23 protein-coding genes are annotated in these 12,163 nt (G+C 67.5%); all 23 read left to right on the top strand.

Annotation, left to right across the window (positions count from 1 at the left end):
- Nucleotides 1-195 precede the first annotated feature (195 nt).
- The 23 genes from rpsJ (at nucleotide 196) to BMY97_RS20765 (ending at nucleotide 12,147) form a co-directional block, all read left to right on the top strand.
- On the top strand, nucleotides 196-501 hold the full coding sequence (gene rpsJ / locus BMY97_RS20655; protein ID WP_003102098.1) for a 30S ribosomal protein S10: 306 nt from the start codon (nucleotides 196-198) through the stop codon (nucleotides 499-501).
- 32 nt (nucleotides 502-533) lie between these two features.
- Nucleotides 534-1,190 carry a 50S ribosomal protein L3 gene (gene rplC, locus BMY97_RS20660; protein ID WP_091618494.1) on the top strand — a complete coding sequence of 219 codons (657 nt, stop codon included), beginning with the start codon at nucleotides 534-536 and terminating at the stop codon, nucleotides 1,188-1,190.
- On the top strand, nucleotides 1,187-1,876 hold the full coding sequence (gene rplD, locus BMY97_RS20665; protein ID WP_091618495.1) for a 50S ribosomal protein L4: 690 nt from the start codon (nucleotides 1,187-1,189) through the stop codon (nucleotides 1,874-1,876). The genes rplC and rplD overlap by 4 nt, the downstream gene beginning before the upstream one ends.
- Entirely contained in the window at nucleotides 1,873-2,184 is a 312-nt protein-coding gene (gene rplW, locus BMY97_RS20670) for a 50S ribosomal protein L23 (RefSeq protein WP_091618496.1), read from the top strand. Before rplD ends, rplW begins: the two co-directional genes overlap by 4 nt.
- A gap of 14 nt (nucleotides 2,185-2,198) precedes the next feature.
- Nucleotides 2,199-3,035 carry a 50S ribosomal protein L2 gene (gene rplB, locus BMY97_RS20675; RefSeq protein WP_091618497.1) on the top strand — a complete coding sequence of 279 codons (837 nt, stop codon included), beginning with the start codon at nucleotides 2,199-2,201 and terminating at the stop codon, nucleotides 3,033-3,035.
- Between the two features lie 18 nt (nucleotides 3,036-3,053).
- Nucleotides 3,054-3,335, top strand: a complete 282-nt coding sequence (gene rpsS / locus BMY97_RS20680) for a 30S ribosomal protein S19 (protein WP_091618498.1) — start codon at nucleotides 3,054-3,056, stop codon at nucleotides 3,333-3,335.
- A gap of 31 nt (nucleotides 3,336-3,366) precedes the next feature.
- Nucleotides 3,367-3,786 carry a 50S ribosomal protein L22 gene (rplV, locus tag BMY97_RS20685; RefSeq protein WP_091618499.1) on the top strand — a complete coding sequence of 140 codons (420 nt, stop codon included), beginning with the start codon at nucleotides 3,367-3,369 and terminating at the stop codon, nucleotides 3,784-3,786.
- A complete protein-coding gene (gene rpsC, locus BMY97_RS20690; RefSeq protein WP_091618500.1) occupies nucleotides 3,786-4,652 on the top strand; it encodes a 30S ribosomal protein S3 in 867 nt (288 codons plus the stop codon). Before rplV ends, rpsC begins: the two co-directional genes overlap by 1 nt.
- 3 nt (nucleotides 4,653-4,655) lie before the next feature.
- A complete protein-coding gene (rplP, locus tag BMY97_RS20695; RefSeq protein WP_091618501.1) occupies nucleotides 4,656-5,075 on the top strand; it encodes a 50S ribosomal protein L16 in 420 nt (139 codons plus the stop codon).
- Nucleotides 5,075-5,320 (top strand): 50S ribosomal protein L29, encoded by a 246-nt coding sequence (gene rpmC, locus BMY97_RS20700; RefSeq protein ID WP_091618502.1) that lies wholly within the window; start codon nucleotides 5,075-5,077, stop codon nucleotides 5,318-5,320. Before rplP ends, rpmC begins: the two co-directional genes overlap by 1 nt.
- Nucleotides 5,317-5,595, top strand: coding sequence for a 30S ribosomal protein S17 (gene rpsQ / locus BMY97_RS20705; RefSeq protein ID WP_091618503.1), 279 nt, complete (start codon nucleotides 5,317-5,319; stop codon nucleotides 5,593-5,595). Before rpmC ends, rpsQ begins: the two co-directional genes overlap by 4 nt.
- An 83-nt stretch (nucleotides 5,596-5,678) precedes the next feature.
- Complete coding sequence (gene rplN / locus BMY97_RS20710) at nucleotides 5,679-6,047, top strand: 50S ribosomal protein L14 (protein ID WP_091618504.1); 369 nt, start codon at nucleotides 5,679-5,681, stop codon at nucleotides 6,045-6,047.
- Nucleotides 6,048-6,050: 3 nt separating this feature from the next.
- Nucleotides 6,051-6,365, top strand: a complete 315-nt coding sequence (rplX, locus tag BMY97_RS20715) for a 50S ribosomal protein L24 (protein ID WP_091618505.1) — start codon at nucleotides 6,051-6,053, stop codon at nucleotides 6,363-6,365.
- A 2-nt stretch (nucleotides 6,366-6,367) separates the two neighbouring features.
- Nucleotides 6,368-6,931 carry a 50S ribosomal protein L5 gene (gene rplE / locus BMY97_RS20720; RefSeq protein ID WP_091618508.1) on the top strand — a complete coding sequence of 188 codons (564 nt, stop codon included), beginning with the start codon at nucleotides 6,368-6,370 and terminating at the stop codon, nucleotides 6,929-6,931.
- A 4-nt stretch (nucleotides 6,932-6,935) separates the two neighbouring features.
- A complete protein-coding gene (locus BMY97_RS20725; protein WP_091618510.1) occupies nucleotides 6,936-7,121 on the top strand; it encodes a type Z 30S ribosomal protein S14 in 186 nt (61 codons plus the stop codon).
- 107 nt (nucleotides 7,122-7,228) lie between these two features.
- Entirely contained in the window at nucleotides 7,229-7,627 is a 399-nt protein-coding gene (rpsH, locus tag BMY97_RS20730; protein ID WP_076163008.1) for a 30S ribosomal protein S8, read from the top strand.
- A 16-nt stretch (nucleotides 7,628-7,643) separates the two neighbouring features.
- On the top strand, nucleotides 7,644-8,183 hold the full coding sequence (rplF, locus tag BMY97_RS20735) for a 50S ribosomal protein L6 (RefSeq protein WP_091618512.1): 540 nt from the start codon (nucleotides 7,644-7,646) through the stop codon (nucleotides 8,181-8,183).
- A gap of 2 nt (nucleotides 8,184-8,185) precedes the next feature.
- Nucleotides 8,186-8,587 carry a 50S ribosomal protein L18 gene (gene rplR, locus BMY97_RS20740; protein WP_091618514.1) on the top strand — a complete coding sequence of 134 codons (402 nt, stop codon included), beginning with the start codon at nucleotides 8,186-8,188 and terminating at the stop codon, nucleotides 8,585-8,587.
- A gap of 31 nt (nucleotides 8,588-8,618) precedes the next feature.
- A complete protein-coding gene (gene rpsE / locus BMY97_RS20745; RefSeq protein ID WP_091618516.1) occupies nucleotides 8,619-9,266 on the top strand; it encodes a 30S ribosomal protein S5 in 648 nt (215 codons plus the stop codon).
- A 1-nt stretch (nucleotide 9,267) separates the two neighbouring features.
- Nucleotides 9,268-9,453, top strand: a complete 186-nt coding sequence (gene rpmD / locus BMY97_RS20750) for a 50S ribosomal protein L30 (protein WP_091618518.1) — start codon at nucleotides 9,268-9,270, stop codon at nucleotides 9,451-9,453.
- Nucleotides 9,450-9,896 (top strand): 50S ribosomal protein L15, encoded by a 447-nt coding sequence (gene rplO, locus BMY97_RS20755; RefSeq protein WP_091618520.1) that lies wholly within the window; start codon nucleotides 9,450-9,452, stop codon nucleotides 9,894-9,896. The genes rpmD and rplO overlap by 4 nt, the downstream gene beginning before the upstream one ends.
- Before the next feature lie 392 nt (nucleotides 9,897-10,288).
- Nucleotides 10,289-11,596 carry a preprotein translocase subunit SecY gene (gene secY, locus BMY97_RS20760; protein ID WP_091618625.1) on the top strand — a complete coding sequence of 436 codons (1,308 nt, stop codon included), beginning with the start codon at nucleotides 10,289-10,291 and terminating at the stop codon, nucleotides 11,594-11,596.
- Complete coding sequence (locus tag BMY97_RS20765) at nucleotides 11,593-12,147, top strand: adenylate kinase (protein WP_091618522.1); 555 nt, start codon at nucleotides 11,593-11,595, stop codon at nucleotides 12,145-12,147. The genes secY and BMY97_RS20765 overlap by 4 nt, the downstream gene beginning before the upstream one ends.
- Nucleotides 12,148-12,163 lie beyond the last annotated feature (16 nt).

Consider the following 12,163-nt stretch of genomic DNA (forward strand, 5'->3'; position numbering starts at 1 on the left):
AAGGACGGCCGGCCCGCGGCCACCTCACGTTGAGGAAGACCAGGCAGGACGATCCCACGGGATCCGTCTGTGCGTCGGGCGCGACACGCCCGACCGCGTGGACCGGGGACAGGGCCGTTGAACTGCTGAAACCGAGGCTCAGGCCCAGGTTGACCAGACAAGCGGCACGAGACGACGAAGGAACGAGCAGCCACCATGGCGGGACAGAAGATCCGCATCCGGCTCAAGGCCTACGACCACGAGGCGATCGACACCTCGGCGCGCAAGATCGTGGAGACGGTCACGCGCACCGGCGCCCGTGTTGTCGGGCCGGTGCCGCTGCCCACCGAGAAGAACGTTTACTGCGTCATCCGCTCGCCGCACAAGTACAAGGACTCGCGCGAGCACTTCGAGATGCGCACGCACAAGCGTCTGATCGACATCCTCGACCCGACGCCGAAGACGGTCGACGCGCTCATGCGCATCGACCTGCCGGCGAGCGTCGACGTCAACATCCAGTAAGCGTTGGGCGAGCGGCGGAGATAGAGAAACTCATGTCTGACAGGCAGATGAAGGGCATCCTGGGCACCAAGCTCGGCATGACCCAGGTCTTCGACGAGCAGAACCGGATCGTTCCGGTCACCGTCGTGAAGGCCGGCCCGAACGTGGTGACCCAGGTTCGGACCCATGACAAGGACGGCTACGGGGCCGTGCAGCTGGCGTTCGGCGCGGTCGACCCGCGCCGGGTGAACAAGCCGCGCACCGGCCACTTCGACAAGGCGGGCGTGACCCCCCGACGGTTCCTCGCGGAGCTGCGTACCACCGACGCTGAGACCTATGAGGTCGGCCAGGAGATCACCGCCGAGGTGTTCGCCGCCGGCGTCGAGGTCGACGTCACCGGTACCAGCAAGGGCAAGGGCTACGCGGGTGTCATGAAGCGCCACGGCTTCAAGGGCCAGGGCGCGAGCCACGGTGCCCAGGCCGTGCACCGCAAGCCGGGCTCCATCGGTGGCTGTGCCACCCCCGGCCGCGTGTTCAAGGGCCTGCGCATGGCGGGCCGGATGGGCAACGACCGGGTCACCACGCAGAACCTGACCGTGCACGCCGTGCGTGCCGAGGACGGCCTGCTGCTGATCAAGGGCGCCGTGCCCGGTCCCAAGGGCGGTCTGCTGTTCGTTCGCAGCGCCGCGAAGGGTGGTATCACCGAATGACGAACGTCGAGCTGAAGACCCCGGCCGGTAAAGCCGACGGCACCGTGGAGCTCCCCGAGGAGATCTTCGATGTGCAGGCCAACATCGCGCTGATGCACCAGGTGGTGGTGGCCCAGCTGGCCGCCGCGCGCCAGGGCACGCACGACACGAAGACCCGTGGTGAGGTCTCCGGTGGCGGCAAGAAGCCGTACCGGCAGAAGGGCACCGGTCGCGCCCGCCAGGGCTCGACCCGCGCGCCGCAGTTCAACGGCGGTGGCGTCGTCCACGGCCCCACGCCGCGCGACTACTCGCAGCGCACCCCGAAGAAGATGAAGGCCGCCGCCCTCCGCGGTGCCCTCTCGGACCGGGCGCGCGCCGGGCAGCTGCACGTGGTGACCGAGCTGGTCGGTGGCGAGAAGCCGTCGACCAAGGCCGCCAAGTCCGCCATCGCCGCGGTGACGCAGGCGAAGCGCGTTCTCGTGGTGCTGCACCGCGACGACGAGCTCAGCTGGGTTTCCTTGCGGAACCTCGAGCAGATCCACCTGATCTGGGCGGACCAGCTCAACACCTACGACGTGCTGGTCAACGACGACGTCGTGTTCACCAAGGCCGCGTACGACGCGTTCGTCGCCGGCCCCGTCCGGGGCAAGGGCGCGAAGGCCGTCGCACGGTCGAGCGAGGTTTCGGAAGGGAGTGACGAGCAGTGAGTTCGGTCGCCATTGCCGACCCCCGCGACATCTTGCTCGCGCCGGTCATCTCCGAGAAGTCCTACGGGCTGCTCGAGGACCACAAGTACACGTTCATCGTCCGTCCGGACGCCAACAAGACCCAGATCAAGATCGCGGTCGAGAAGGTGTTCGGCGTCAAGGTGGTCAGCGTCAACACGGCCAACCGTCAGGGCAAGCGGAAGCGGACTCGCGCAGGCTTCGGCAAGCGCAAGGACACCAAGCGCGCCATCGTGACTCTTTCGCCTGAGAGCAAGGCGATCGAGATCTTCGGCGGACCCACCGCGTAAAGGACTGAGCTGACATGGGCATCCGCAAGTACAAGCCGACGACCCCGGGTCGTCGCGGTTCCAGCGTCTCGGACTTCGCCGAGATCACCCGGTCCACGCCGGAGAAGTCGCTGCTGCGTCCGCTGAGCGGCTCGGGCGGCCGTAACTCGTCCGGCAAGATCACCACCCGGCACAAGGGTGGCGGCCACAAGCGCGCTTACCGCGTCATCGACTTCCGTCGCAATGACAAGGACGGCGTGCCGGCCAAGGTCGCGCACATCGAGTACGACCCCAACCGCACCGCGCGCATCGCGCTGCTGCACTACGCCGACGGCGAGAAGCGCTACATCATCGCGCCGGAGAAGCTGAAGCAGGGCGACACCGTCGAGAACGGCCCGCGCGCCGACATCAAGCCGGGCAACAACCTGCCGCTGCGCAACATCCCGGTCGGCACCGTGGTGCACGCGATCGAGCTCCGCCCCGGTGGCGGCGCGAAGATGGCGCGCTCCGCCGGCGCCAAGGTGCAGCTGGTGGCCAAGGACGGGCCTTACGCCCAGCTCCGGCTGCCGTCGGGCGAGATCCGCAACGTCGACGTGCGCAACCGCGCCACGATCGGCGAGGTGGGCAACGCCGACCACGCCAACATCAACTGGGGCAAGGCCGGGCGTAACCGCTGGCGCGGCAAGCGCCCCACCGTCCGTGGTGTCGTGATGAACCCGGTCGACCACCCGCACGGTGGCGGTGAGGGCAAGACCTCCGGTGGTCGCCACCCGGTCAACCCGAACGGCAAGCCCGAGGGTCGCACCCGTCGCCGCAAGGCGAGTGACTCGATGATCGTCCGCCGCCGGCGTACCGGCAAGAACAAGCGCTGAGCAGGGAGGTAGAAGAACATGCCACGCAGCCTTAAGAAGGGGCCGTTCGTGGACGACCACCTGCTCAAGAAGGTGGACGTTCTCAACGAGGCCAACAAGAAGACCGTGATCAAGACCTGGTCGCGTCGCTCCACGATCATCCCGGACTTCCTGGGACACACGATCGCGGTGCACGACGGCCGCAAGCACGTGCCGGTCTTCGTCACCGAGGCCATGGTGGGTCACAAGCTGGGCGAGTTCGCCCCGACGCGGACCTTCAAGGGCCACATCAAGGACGACCGCAAGTCGCGCCGCCGCTGAGCGGGCACGAAACAAGACAAGGGAAGTAGCGATGAACGCCCAGAACGACGCGACGGTCGAGGCTCTGCCTACGGCTTACGCGCGGGCTCGCTTCGTCCGGGACTCGCCGACCAAGGTGCGCCGGGTGATCGAGCTCATCAAGGGACGTAGCGCCGCCGACGCCTTGGCCGTGCTCCGGTTCGCCCCCCAGGCGGCCAGCGAGCCGGTCGCGAAGGTGCTCGCCAGTGCCGTGGCCAACGCCGAGAACAATCTTCAGCTTGACCCGGAGACGCTCTGGATCAAGAACGCGTACGCCGACGAGGGCCCGACCCTCAAGCGCATCCGCCCGCGGGCCCAGGGCCGTGCGTACCGGATCCGCAAGCGGACCAGCCACATCACCGTCGAGGTGGAGTCGCGTCCCAAGGCCGACGTGAAGAAGGCGCAGAGCAAGAAGAAGGCAGGTGGCCGGTAGTGGGCCAGAAGATCAACCCGCACGGCTTCCGCCTGGGTATCACCACGGACTGGAAGTCTCGCTGGTACGCCGACAAGCAGTACGCGGAGTACGTGGCCGAGGACGTCAAGATCCGGAAGCTGCTCTCCACCGGCATGGAGCGCGCCGGCATCTCCAAGGTCGAGATCGAGCGCACCCGTGACCGCGTCCGCGTCGACATCCACACCGCCCGGCCGGGCATCGTCATCGGCCGTCGTGGTGCGGAGGCCGACCGGATCCGCGGCGCGCTGGAGAAGCTGACCGCCAAGCAGGTCCAGCTGAACATCCTCGAGGTCAAGAACCCCGAGGCCGACGCCCAGCTCGTTGCGCAGGGTGTCGCGGAGCAGCTGTCCAACCGCGTGGCCTTCCGCCGCGCGATGCGCAAGGCGATCCAGACCTCCATGCGCTCGCCGCAGGTCAAGGGCATTCGCGTGCAGTGCGGCGGTCGTCTCGGCGGTGCCGAGATGTCCCGCTCCGAGCACTACCGCGACGGCCGGGTCCCGCTGCACACGCTGCGCGCCGACATCGACTACGGCTTCTTCGAGGCCAAGACGACGTTCGGTCGCATCGGCGTGAAGGTGTGGATCTACAAGGGTGAGCTGGTCGGTGGCCTCAAGGCCCGCGAGGCGCGCGACGCCGCCGCGGCTGCCGAGCGGGCCCCCCGCCGCGACCGCGGTGACCGTCCGGCCCGCCCGCGTCGTTCCGGCGCGTCGGGCACGACGGCGACCTCGACCGAAGCCGCCCGGGCCGCTGCCCGGGAGGCGGAGACCACCGCCGCTGCTGCCAAGAGCGACGCCGCGACCGAGGCGGCCCCGGCTGCCGAGACCGCAGAAAAGACGGAGGGCTGAGACGTGCTCATCCCGCGCAGGGTCAAGCACCGGAAGCAGCACTCCCCGAAGCGCCACGGCGCCGCCAAGGGCGGTACGAAGGTCAGCTTCGGCGAGTTCGGCATCCAGGCGCTTGAGCACAGCTACGTGACGAACCGGCAGATCGAGTCCGCTCGTATCGCCATGACCCGTCACATCAAGCGTGGTGGCAAGGTGTGGACGACCATCTACCCGGACCGCCCGCTGACCAAGAAGCCGGCGGAGACCCGCATGGGTTCCGGTAAGGGTTCGCCCGAGTGGTGGATCGCCAACGTCAAGCCGGGCCGCGTGATGTTCGAGATCAGCTTCCCGAACGAGGAGACCGCCCGTGAGGCGCTCCGCCGCGCGATCCACAAGCTGCCCATGAAGTGCCGCATCGTGACCCGTGAAGGTGGTGAGTTCTGATGGCTAACGGAGCCGCTCAGGCATCGGAGCTTCGTGAGCTCACCGCGGAAGAGCTCGTGCTGCGTCTGAAGGAATTCAAGGAGGAGCTGTTCAACCTCCGCTTCCAGATGGCGACCGGGCAGCTGGACAACAACCGTCGGCTGCGCACTGTCCGCACGGACATCGCGCGGATCTACACGGTCATGCGCGAGCGTGAACTCGGCCTGTCCGTCGCGCCCGACGCCGAAAGTGAAGGTGCCGCATGAGCGAGCCGACGACCGAGAAGACCGTCCGCAACGACCGCAAGGTCCGCGAGGGCTACGTCGTTTCGGACAAGATGGACAAGACGATCGTGGTCGAGCTCGAGGACCGCAAGAAGCACCCGCGTTACTCGAAGGTTCTCCGCAGCACCACCAAGGTCAAGGTGCACGACGAGAACAACGAGGCGGGCCTCGGCGACCGGGTCACCCTGATGGAGACCCGTCCGCTGTCGGCCGCCAAGCGCTGGCGCCTCGTGCAGGTCGTTGAGAAGGCCAAGTAAGCAGGGCTCTTCGGAGTCCTTGGTTCCGCAAGGCTCGTGCTGTCTGAGACAGGCGAGAACCGGCGCGACATACAGGAGTTGACGTGATCCAGCAGGAGTCGCGGCTACGAGTCGCCGACAACACCGGTGCGAAGGAGATCCTTTGCATCCGGGTGCTCGGCGGTTCCGGGCGGCGCTACGCGGGCATCGGCGACATCATCGTCGCCACCGTGAAGGACGCCATCCCGGCTGCCGGGGTGAAGAAGGGCGATGTCGTCAAGGCGGTCATCGTCCGCACGGTCAAGGAGCGGCGTCGTCCGGACGGCTCCTACATCCGCTTCGACGAGAACGCCGCTGTCCTCATCAAGAGCGACAACGAGCCCCGGGGCACTCGCATCTTCGGCCCGGTGGGCCGCGAGCTGCGCGACCGAAAGTTCATGAAGATCATTTCGCTCGCGCCGGAGGTGTTGTAGAGCATGAAGGTGAAGAAGGGCGACACGGTCGTCGTCATCGCCGGCAAGGACAAGGGCGCCAAGGGCAAGGTCATCCAGGCCTACCCCGAGCGTGAGCGTGTGCTGGTCGAAGGCGTGAACCGGATCAAGAAGCACACTCGGATCACCCAGACCCAGCGTGGTGCGCAGTCCGGTGGCATCGTCACCCAGGAAGCGCCCATCCACGTGTCGAACGTGATGGTCGTGGACTCGGACGGCAAGCCGGCCCGTGTGGGCTACCGCTTCGGCGAGGACGGCAAGAAGGTCCGGGTCTCGCGCCGGAACGGTAAGGACATCTGATCATGACCACCGCAGAGAAGATGGTGCCGCGTCTGAAGACCCGGTACCGCGACGAGATCAAGGGCGAGCTCCAGAAGGAGTTCACCATCGCCAACGTGCACCAGATTCCCGGCGTCGTGAAGGTCGTCGTGAACATGGGTGTCGGCGACGCCGCCCGCGACAGCAAGCTGATCGACGGCGCGGTCCGCGACCTCGCCGCGATCACCGGCCAGAAGCCCGAGGTCCGCAAGGCCCGCAAGTCCATCGCGCAGTTCAAGCTGCGTGAGGGTCAGCCGATCGGTGCGCGCGTCACGCTGCGCGGCGACCGGATGTGGGAGTTCCTCGACCGGCTGCTGACCATCGCGCTCCCGCGTATCCGCGACTTCCGCGGCCTCTCGGGCAAGCAGTTCGACGGCAACGGCAACTACACGTTCGGTCTCAACGAGCAGTCGATGTTCCACGAGATCAACCCCGACGACATCGACCGCCCGCGCGGCATGGACGTCACCGTCGTCACCACCGCCACCACCGACGACGAGGGCCGGGCGCTGCTGCGCAAGCTCGGCTTCCCGTTCAAGGAGAACTGAGCCGATGGCCAAGAAAGCGCTAGTCCACAAGGCCTCGAAGAAGCCGAAGTTCGCGGTGCGCGGCTACACCCGCTGCCAGCGATGCGGCCGGCCGCACTCGGTGTATCGCAAGTTCGGGCTCTGCCGGATCTGCCTCCGGGAGATGGCGCACGCGGGCGAACTGCCCGGCGTCCACAAGTCCAGCTGGTAAGGCTCGAAACTATTTCCCAGTTCGCCACAGGCCCCGCCCGCTCTGCCCCCGGGATCACCCGGGGGCCGGGGGGCGGGGAACCAGGCGAGAAAGGTTGACAGGTCACCATGACGATGACCGACCCCATCGCAGACTTCTTGACCCGTCTGCGTAACGCGAACTCGGCGTACCACGACGAGGTCGTGCTTCCCCACTCGAAGATCAAGGCGAACATCGCCGAGATCCTCAAGCGCGAGGGCTACATCGCGAGCTACCGCGACGAGCCGGGCGAGAAGCACAAGAACCTCGTGGTGGAGCTGAAGTACGGCCCCAACCGTGAGCGGAGCATCGCCGGCCTCCGGCGCGTCTCCAAGCCCGGTCTGCGGGTCTACGCAAAATCGACCGAACTGCCGTCCGTTCTCGGTGGCCTCGGCGTCGCGATCATCTCGACGTCGTCCGGGCTCCAGACCGACCGGCAGGCCAAGCGCAACAGCGTGGGCGGCGAAGTCCTCGCCTACGTCTGGTAAGGAAGGGGGTACAGGCATGTCTCGTATCGGTAAGCTGCCGGTCGCCGTCCCTTCCGGGGTCGAGGTGACCATCAACGGTCAGCACATTCAGGTCAAGGGGCCCAAGGGCACCCTGGAGCACACCATCGCCGAGCCGATCGTCGTCGAGCGCGACGAAGACGGCACGCTGCTGGTCAAGCGCCCGGACGACGAGCGCACGAGCCGGGCCCTGCACGGCCTCACCCGCACCCTGGTGAACAACCTGGTGGTGGGCGTGACCACGGGCTACGAGAAGAAGCTCGAGATCCACGGCGTCGGTTACCGCGTGCAGGCCAAGGGATCGGACCTCGAGTTCGCCCTCGGCTTCAGCCACCCGGTCAAGATCGAGGCCCCGGAGGGCATCACCTTCAAGGTGGAGACCCCGACCCGGTTCTCGGTTTCCGGCATCGACAAGCAGAAGGTCGGCCAGATCTCGGCCGTCATCCGCAAGTTGCGCCGTCCCGACCCCTACAAGGGCAAGGGCCTGCGCTACGAGGGTGAGAAGATCCGCCGCAAGGTCGGAAAGACGGGTAAGTGATCATGAGCGACACGACTACGACGAAGCGCAAGCCGGTCGGCAAGGACATCTCGACCCGCCGCCGCGTCGCCAAGACCCGTCGGCACTTCCGCCTCCGCAAGAAGGTCAACGGCACCCCGGCGCGGCCGCGCCTGGTCGTCAAGCGCTCCTCGCGGCACATCGCCGTGCAGGTGATCGACGACCTCGCCGGCCACACCCTGGCCTCGGCGTCCACCCTCGAGGCGGACGTGCGGGCGACCGAGGGCGACAAGAAGGCCAAGGCCGCCAAGGTCGGCCAGCTGGTCGCCGCCCGGGCGAAGGACGCCGGCATCTCGGCTGTGGTGTTCGACCGTGGCGGCAACGCCTACCACGGCCGCATCGCCGCGCTCGCCGACGCCGCGCGCGAGGCGGGGCTGGAGTTCTGATGCACATGCTCGTTAATGGAAGGAAAGCCTGATGCCGGGACGTACACGGCAATTCGGCGGCGGCCAGGGCGGACCGGGCGGACAGGGCGGCAACGACCGCAATGATCGCCGCGGTGGCGGCCGGGACCGGCGCGACAGCGGCCGTGGCGGGGCCGGCCAGGACAAGACCCCGCACCTCGAGAAGGTCGTGACGATCAACCGCGTCGCCAAGGTCGTCAAGGGTGGTCGTCGCTTCAGCTTCACCGCCCTCGTCGTCGTCGGTGACGGCGACGGTCAGGTCGGCGTCGGCTACGGCAAGGCCAAGGAAGTTCCCGCGGCCATCGCCAAGGGCGTCGAAGAGGCGAAGAAGAACTTCTTCCGCGTGCCTCGCGTCGCCGGCACGATTCCCCACCCGATCCAGGGTGAGGCGTCCGCCGGGGTCGTGCTGCTCCGCCCGGCGTCCGCCGGTACCGGCGTCATCGCCGGTGGCCCGGTGCGCGCGGTGCTGGAGTGCGCGGGCGTCCACGACGTGCTGTCGAAGTCGCTCGGCTCCGACAACGCGATCAACATCGTGCATGCGACCGTGGCGGCCCTCAAGGGCCTGCAGCGTCCCGAAGAGGTCGCGGCCCGCCGCGGCCTGCCGCTCGAGGACGTCGCCCCGGCCCGGATGCTGCGCCAGCGCGCGGGCCAGGGGGTCTGACATGGCTCAGCTGAAGGTCACCCAGATCAAGAGCAAGATCGGCACGAAGCACGCTCACCGCGAGTCCCTGCGCACCCTCGGGCTGCACAAGATTCGCCAGTCGACTGTGCGTGAAGACACCCCCGAGGTGCGCGGCCTGATCCGGGCCGTCCGCCACCTCGTGGTGGTCGAGGAGGTCCAGTCATGACCGCCATCAAGATCCACCACCTCCGTCCCGCCCCCGGCGCGAAGCGCGAGAAGATGCGCGTCGGCCGTGGCGAGGGCTCGAAGGGCAAGACCGCCGGTCGCGGTACCAAGGGCACCAAGGCCCGGAAGAACGTGCCGGCCGGCTTCGAGGGTGGGCAGATGCCCATCCACATGCGGCTGCCGAAGCTGCGTGGCTTCAAGAACCGCTTCCGCACCGAGTACCAGCCGGTGAACGTGGGCGACATCGCCCGCGTCTTCCCGGACGGTGGCAAGGTCGGCGTCGAGGAGCTGGTCGCGGGCGGGCTCGTCCGCAAGGGCCAGCTCGTCAAGGTCCTCGGCAACGGCGACCTGAACGGCGTCAAGCTCGACGTCACGGCCGACGGCTTCTCCGGCTCCGCCAAGGAGAAGCTCGAAGCTGCCGGTGGCACCGCCACCACCAACTGACGCACCACCCGACGATGGCCCGTCCCGGCACTGCCCGGGGCGGGCCATCGTGCTGTGTCCGGGTACCGTTCGCAACGGGCGAAAACGCTTGGGGGAGCGGCAAAGCACGTCCGGAAAGCGACCTCCGGCCGGGGCCGAACAGGTGATCATCTCCGCCTGCGAACGGCCCAACCTGCGCCTCTGCCCGAGGCCCCCGGACGGTGCCCGGACGGAAAACGCACACACACTGCGGACACGCCCGGTGAAGCTGTTAGAGTCGGCGACACGCTTCGGGACCAGTGTGCCCTGAGGCGTTCCTGGCTTTACCGCCAGTGAGCTGTGTTCCCGCCGGTCCTGTGCCGGCCAAGCCGATCGTCGGTAGGACAGCCGACGACGCCGAGGAGGTCCCCCGCGTGCTCAGCGCCTTCCGCTCGGCTCTCGCGACGCCGGATCTACGCAAGAAGATCCTGTTCACGCTAGCCATCGTCGCGGTCTACCGGATCGGTGCCGCCATTCCGGCACCCGGGATCTCGTTCTCCGCAGTCCAGGCCTGTAGCTCTCAGGCGGACCAGCAGGGCGTCTACCAGCTGCTGAACCTGTTCAGCGGCGGGGCGCTGCTCCAGCTGTCGCTGTTCTCGACCGGCATCATGCCGTACATCACGGCGAGCATCATCATCCAGCTGCTGACCGTGGTCATCCCGCGGTTCGAGGAGCTGAAGAAGGAAGGCCAGTCCGGCCAGAACAAGCTGACGCAGTACACCCGGTACCTGACGATCGCGCTGGCGATCCTGCAGGCCACCGGCGTCGTCGCGCTGGCCGACCGCGGCACCCTGTTCCAGGGCTGCCAGCAGCAGATCATCCCGGACAACAGCGTCTACTCGCTGGCGATCATCGTCTGCACGATGACCGCGGGCACCGCCGTGATGATGTGGCTGGGCGAGCTGATCACCGAGCGCGGCGTCGGCAACGGCATGTCCGTGCTGATCTTCCTGAACATCGCGGCCCGCATCCCGTCCGAGGGCGCCAACATCCTGAGCAACGGCGGCGGCGTCGCCCTGGTCATGATCTGCATCTTCGGCCTGGTGATCATCGCCAGCGTCATCTTCGTGGAACAGGGCCAGCGCCGGATCCCGGTGCAGTACGCCAAGCGCATGGTCGGCCGCCGGATGTACGGCGGGACCTCGACCTACCTGCCGATCAAGGTGAACCAGGCCGGTGTCATCCCGGTCATCTTCGCCTCGTCGCTGCTCTACCTGCCGCAGCTGCTCAGCCAGCTCATCGGCGACCCGAACAGCAACTCCGGCTGGCAGTCGTTCATCCAGAACTTCGTGGTCAACCAGAGCAGCTGGGTGCACGTGCTGCTCTACTTCGCGCTGATCATCTTCTTCACGTACTTCTACATCACGATCACGTTCAACGTGGACGAGCGTGCCGACGAGATGAAGAAGTTCGGCGGCTTCATCCCGGGCATCCGCCCCGGGCGCCCCACCGCGGAATACCTGAGCTACGTCCTCGGCCGGATCACCCTGCCGGGCTCGCTCTACCTGGGCATCATCGCGATCCTCCCGAACTTCTTCCTGTCCCTCACCGGCAGCGGGAACAATCAGAACTTCCCGTTCGGTGGCACGGCTGTGCTGATCATGGTGGGTGTCGGCCTCGACACCGTGAAACAGATCGAAAGCCAGCTGATGCAGCGCAACTACGAAGGGTTCTTGAAGTGACGCGCCTGGTTCTCGTGGGCCCGCCCGGAGCGGGCAAAGGTACGCAGGCCATCGCCCTGTCCGAGCAGCTGCGGATCCCGCACATCTCGACCGGCGACCTGTTCCGCGCGCACGTCGGCCAGGAGACCCCGCTCGGCCAGGAGGCCAAGCGGTACCTGGACTCCGGCGAGCTGGTGCCGGACTCGGTGACGAACGAAATGGTGCGCGAGCGCCTGGCCGAGCCGGACGCCAAGGCCGGCTTCCTGCTCGACGGCTTCCCCCGCAACACCAAGCAGGCCGACGTGCTCGGCGAGATCCTCGGCGAGTCGGACGTCGAGCTCGACGCCGTGATCCAGCTCCAGGTGTCCGAAGACGTGGTGGTCGGCCGGCTGATGGCCCGCGGCCGCGCGGACGACACGGAGGACGTGATCCGCCGCCGCCAGCAGATCTACGTGTCGGAGACGGCGCCGCTGCTGGAGTACTACGCCGGCATCCTGATCAGCGTGGACGGGGTCGGCGAGGTCGGCGAGATCTCGGACCGCGTGCTGAAAGCGCTGCGCGACCGCACGTGAATCTCGGAGGGCTGCG

This window comes from Amycolatopsis saalfeldensis, from assembly GCF_900110575.1.
Classification (GTDB): domain Bacteria; phylum Actinomycetota; class Actinomycetes; order Mycobacteriales; family Pseudonocardiaceae; genus Amycolatopsis; species Amycolatopsis saalfeldensis.

Bases quoted from the DNA above. Each gene is read 5' to 3' on its own strand.
- rplX (WP_091618505.1), top strand. From the start codon at position 6,051: ATGAAGGTGAAGAAGGGCGACACGGTCGTCGTCATCGCCGGCAAGGAC.
- rplO (WP_091618520.1), top strand. From the start codon at position 9,450: ATGACCGCCATCAAGATCCACCACCTCCGTCCCGCCCCCGGCGCGAAG.
- rpsE (WP_091618516.1), top strand. From the start codon at position 8,619: ATGCCGGGACGTACACGGCAATTCGGCGGCGGCCAGGGCGGACCGGGC.
- rplF (WP_091618512.1), top strand. From the start codon at position 7,644: ATGTCTCGTATCGGTAAGCTGCCGGTCGCCGTCCCTTCCGGGGTCGAG.
- rpsS (WP_091618498.1), top strand. From the start codon at position 3,054: ATGCCACGCAGCCTTAAGAAGGGGCCGTTCGTGGACGACCACCTGCTC.
- rplV (WP_091618499.1), top strand. From the start codon at position 3,367: ATGAACGCCCAGAACGACGCGACGGTCGAGGCTCTGCCTACGGCTTAC.
- rplR (WP_091618514.1), top strand. From the start codon at position 8,186: ATGAGCGACACGACTACGACGAAGCGCAAGCCGGTCGGCAAGGACATC.
- rplC (WP_091618494.1), top strand. From the start codon at position 534: ATGTCTGACAGGCAGATGAAGGGCATCCTGGGCACCAAGCTCGGCATG.
- rpmC (WP_091618502.1), top strand. From the start codon at position 5,075: ATGGCTAACGGAGCCGCTCAGGCATCGGAGCTTCGTGAGCTCACCGCG.
- rpsJ (WP_003102098.1), top strand. From the start codon at position 196: ATGGCGGGACAGAAGATCCGCATCCGGCTCAAGGCCTACGACCACGAG.
- rplB (WP_091618497.1), top strand. From the start codon at position 2,199: ATGGGCATCCGCAAGTACAAGCCGACGACCCCGGGTCGTCGCGGTTCC.
- BMY97_RS20725 (WP_091618510.1), top strand. From the start codon at position 6,936: ATGGCCAAGAAAGCGCTAGTCCACAAGGCCTCGAAGAAGCCGAAGTTC.
- rpmD (WP_091618518.1), top strand. From the start codon at position 9,268: ATGGCTCAGCTGAAGGTCACCCAGATCAAGAGCAAGATCGGCACGAAG.
- rplE (WP_091618508.1), top strand. From the start codon at position 6,368: ATGACCACCGCAGAGAAGATGGTGCCGCGTCTGAAGACCCGGTACCGC.
- rplD (WP_091618495.1), top strand. From the start codon at position 1,187: ATGACGAACGTCGAGCTGAAGACCCCGGCCGGTAAAGCCGACGGCACC.
- rpsH (WP_076163008.1), top strand. From the start codon at position 7,229: ATGACGATGACCGACCCCATCGCAGACTTCTTGACCCGTCTGCGTAAC.
- rpsQ (WP_091618503.1), top strand. From the start codon at position 5,317: ATGAGCGAGCCGACGACCGAGAAGACCGTCCGCAACGACCGCAAGGTC.